The organism is Saezia sanguinis, assembly GCF_003991585.1.
GTDB lineage: Bacteria > Pseudomonadota > Gammaproteobacteria > Burkholderiales > Burkholderiaceae_C > Saezia > Saezia sanguinis.
This window is the reverse complement of the sequence record NZ_PQSP01000134.1, coordinates 1-255: the sequence shown is the minus strand read 5'-3', so window position 1 is coordinate 255 and position 255 is coordinate 1. Positions and strand designations below refer to the sequence as shown.

Sequence of the window (255 nt, the reverse complement as noted above, 5' to 3'; positions counted from 1 at the left end):
CGATAACGGAGACCTGGTGAACCGGCGGGTCTGGGCGGAGTTCGGGCCGGTCCCGCAAACCCGCGACGTCGCAGAAGCCATGTCGCAACTCACCGTCTCACCGGACGGCATCTGCGCCGACGCCGAAGGGGCCGTCTGGGCCGCGGACTGCCTGCACGGCCGAGTGGTGCGCGTGGCCGACGGCCGAATAGTCGACGAAATCCAGGCAGGTACAGGCGTTTTCGCCTGCATGCTCGGCGGCTCGGACGGCCGCAC

The 255-nt window shown here is 69.4% G+C and carries 1 protein-coding gene; it reads left to right on the top strand.

What is annotated here, in order from left to right:
• Positions 1-16 precede the first annotated feature (16 nt).
• Positions 17-255, top strand: a 239-nt coding sequence (locus CUZ56_RS16405; protein ID WP_369126770.1) for an SMP-30/gluconolactonase/LRE family protein, incomplete at its 3' end; no start/stop codon positions are given.